The organism is Streptomyces sp. NPDC059142, assembly GCF_042755665.1.
Lineage (GTDB): Bacteria > Actinomycetota > Actinomycetes > Streptomycetales > Streptomycetaceae > Streptomyces.
The window spans coordinates 50,391-53,285 of the sequence record NZ_JBHZDA010000047.1 but is presented as its reverse complement, the minus strand read 5'-3'; the positions used below and the strand labels follow the sequence as shown (position 1 = coordinate 53,285).

The window sequence follows — 2,895 nt, the reverse complement described above, 5'->3', positions numbered from 1 at the left end:
GCGGGCGCGCGCCCCCCCCCCCCCCGCCGCGCCGCGGACTCCCCCCCGCCGGGCGGGTCGCCCCCCGGGGGCGCGGCCCCATCACACCCCCCGCCCCCCCCCGGGACCCCGCCCGATGGGGGGGGGCGGCTTGACCGAACCCCCTAAAACTTGAGAGTATTAGTTGCGTCGAAAGGGGGCGGGAATCCCCGGCCGGCGCGGCCCCCGGGCCACACCGAAAACCTCAACGAGGAAAGGGCACCACCTCATGACGACCAGCACGCCGCGACTCGACCGCATCGCCGCCGACGGTACCGGCCCCACGCTCGACCGCATCCACCTCGCCGACGACCAGGGGATCGCCATCAGGATCGTCCCCGGCACCGACACCGTCGCCGAGGTCTTCGTCTCGCCGGGTGTGACCGTCCCCGGCGCCGAGGCGCGCAAGAGCGTCACCCGCCTGGACGCGTGGCTGACCGTCGGGCGGCTGGTGGAGCGCCGCTGCTACCTGGACGTGCCGGTCGAGACCGTGCGCGCCCTGATCGCCCGGCACGGCGGAGAGCACGCCGACCAAGGGCCCGGGTGGACCATCCCGGCCGCCGACTGACCGGCTGCGGTCGGCGGGGGGAGTGGGGCGGGAATCCCCGGCCGTCGCAGGGCTCAGCGTCCAACACCGATCAACCTCAACACACCTAAGGGGGCCCTCATGGGCACCATCATCCAGAACACCGGCCCGATCACCTTGGCGAGCAACGTGCAGCTCACGCCGGTCTACGAGCGGTTCTTCAAGCGCTTCGCCGTACTTCTCAGCGTGAACGGCCAGGTGGTCGGCATTCACGGCCTGATGGGCGGCGAGGGGTACAGCACCGCCGAGGAGGCGGTGACCGACATCCAGACGTTCCTGTCCGAGCACGGGGTCCCCGCCATCTCCGGCGACCAGGAGGCCCAGCTCTACGTCGGTCTGCTCGCCGCCGAGAACGGCAGCGCCTTCCGTCTGTTCATCCGCGCTGTCGCGCTGGAATCCGGTCTCTGACCCCTGTCTCCGGGGCAGTCCGCCGGGCTGCCCTCCCGCGTAACCGCCGGGCCCGGAGCAGTGTCCGGGCCCGGCGCCCAGACCATGAGGGAGTCAGCAGATGAACAGCGCACCGCGAACCGACAGCACGGCCGACCCGATGTCCGGGTTCCACGCCGCCACCAGGGCGCTCGCCGAGTGGGGCATCACGGCGCACATCGAGGAGGGCACCCGGGAGCCCTGGCTCGTCGTCGCCCGCGACCAGTCCACCGGAACCCCGCCCGGCATGTTCGAGCCCCACGCGCTGGTTCACCTCCACGAGGGGAGCCAGGCGCGCGTGCTGGTCACCGACGCCGCCGGTGTCGAGCGGATCCTGATCACCCGGCCGCTGGACCAGCTCGCCGAGTGCGCGATCGCCATCGCCGAGTGGGTGTCCGACCCGTACCCCACGGCGGGCTCCGTGCTGCTGGCCGCGCTGGCCGTCCACGGCATCGCGGCGCACACCGACGCATTGGGCATGAGCTACGCGATCCCGCTGGACCCCGCCACTCCCGCGGCGGACGTCTACAGCCGTGCCCACCTGTCGGTGGCCGACCGCAGTCCGGAGATCGAGCACGACCCGGCCGTCCACACCGGCTGGACGGTGTTCCAGCACGACGAGAACGGCGAGCCCGTCGGAGACCCGCTCTACATCGCCGGGGACGGCGAACCGGTCGACTGCTGGGTCGAGTCCGCGATCGCAGCCGCGGTCATCGCCGACTGGCTCACCGCCCACCGGAACTGACCGGCATCTCCGAGAAGGGGATCCGGTGGGGGAGCGGGGCGGGAATCCCGCTCCCCCGCCGGGGCCCGGCACGACCACACCGAACACCTCAACGAGGAGAAGACCGTGACGAAGAAGCTCTTCGCCCCGCCGTGCGGCACGGGGTGCGCCGCCGCCCAGATGGAGCTGTTCGCGGCACAGGCCGTCGCGCCGGCCGCGTCTGCGGCGTCTGCCGAGTTCGACTTCGACGCCCACGAAATCGTGGTCGTGGGCGACAGCGGGGGCAAGGACAGCGGGGCCACCGTGCACGAGGTCTGCACCCAGGCCGACAAGGCGGGCCAGCTCGACAAGGTGCGCGTGCTGCACTGCGACCTCGGGACCACCCGCAGGGGCCACCTGGTCGAGTGGCCCGGGGCGCTCGAAGTCGCCCGTGCGCATGCCGCGCAGTACGGCGTTCCGTTCGCCGTGCGCCGCAGCAAGTTGTGGGGCTCGCTGTGGGAGCGGATCCGGTCGCACGGCAACTGGCCCGGGCACTTCGCACGCTTCTGCACGAGCGATCTGAAGACCGCGGTCGGCCGGGACTACGTGGACGAGGTCGGCGCCGAGCTGCGGCTGGGGCGCCCGGTCCGGGCCGGATACGCGATGGGGATGCGGGCCGAGGAGTCCCGGGCCCGCGCGAAGAAGCCGGTGCTGGAGCGGAACCGCATGAGCGGCAAGGGGACGCTGCGGGTCGTGACGACGTGGCTGCCGATTCACCAGCTCACCACCGAGCAGGTGTGGGAGATCCACCGCGAGAACGGCATCGAGTCCCACGAGGCGTACGACCAGGGCATGCGGCGCCTCAGTTGCCGCGCCTGCCCGCTCGCGCACACCGATGACCTGGTGCGCTCCGCGCAGCTCAACCCGGAGCTGTTCGACGAGTACGCCGAGGCGGAGGAGGAGATGGGTCGACCGTTCAAGGAGTCGATCACCCTGCGCCGCATCATCGAGCGCGCCCGGAGCTGACGAGCTGTACCCGTGGGGGGGGGGGGGGGGGGCCCCCCCCCCCCCCCACCCCCCCCCCCCCCCCCCAACCCCCCCCCCCCCCCCCCGAACACTAAAGTCACGCTAGGCCAACGCCACAAAACCCCGAGGGCCCGCG

At 72.5% G+C, this 2,895-nt stretch carries 4 protein-coding genes; all 4 read left to right on the top strand.

Going from position 1 to position 2,895, the window contains the following annotated elements:
• The first annotated feature begins 247 nt into the window (after positions 1-247).
• The 4 genes from ACFXPK_RS18705 to ACFXPK_RS18690 all read left to right on the top strand — a co-directional run bounded on the left by ACFXPK_RS18705 (position 248) and on the right by ACFXPK_RS18690 (position 2,759).
• Positions 248-586, top strand: a complete 339-nt coding sequence (locus ACFXPK_RS18705) for a hypothetical protein (protein ID WP_385076731.1) — start codon at positions 248-250, stop codon at positions 584-586.
• A gap of 99 nt (positions 587-685) precedes the next feature.
• Entirely contained in the window at positions 686-1,012 is a 327-nt protein-coding gene (locus ACFXPK_RS18700; protein ID WP_385076728.1) for a hypothetical protein, read from the top strand.
• A gap of 100 nt (positions 1,013-1,112) precedes the next feature.
• The gene (locus ACFXPK_RS18695) at positions 1,113-1,775 is read left to right on the top strand and encodes a hypothetical protein (protein WP_385076726.1); all 663 of its coding nucleotides are present in this window, start codon (positions 1,113-1,115) and stop codon (positions 1,773-1,775) included.
• A gap of 105 nt (positions 1,776-1,880) precedes the next feature.
• The gene (locus ACFXPK_RS18690) at positions 1,881-2,759 is read left to right on the top strand and encodes a phosphoadenosine phosphosulfate reductase family protein (protein ID WP_385076723.1); all 879 of its coding nucleotides are present in this window, start codon (positions 1,881-1,883) and stop codon (positions 2,757-2,759) included.
• The last annotated feature ends 136 nt before the right edge of the window (positions 2,760-2,895 follow it).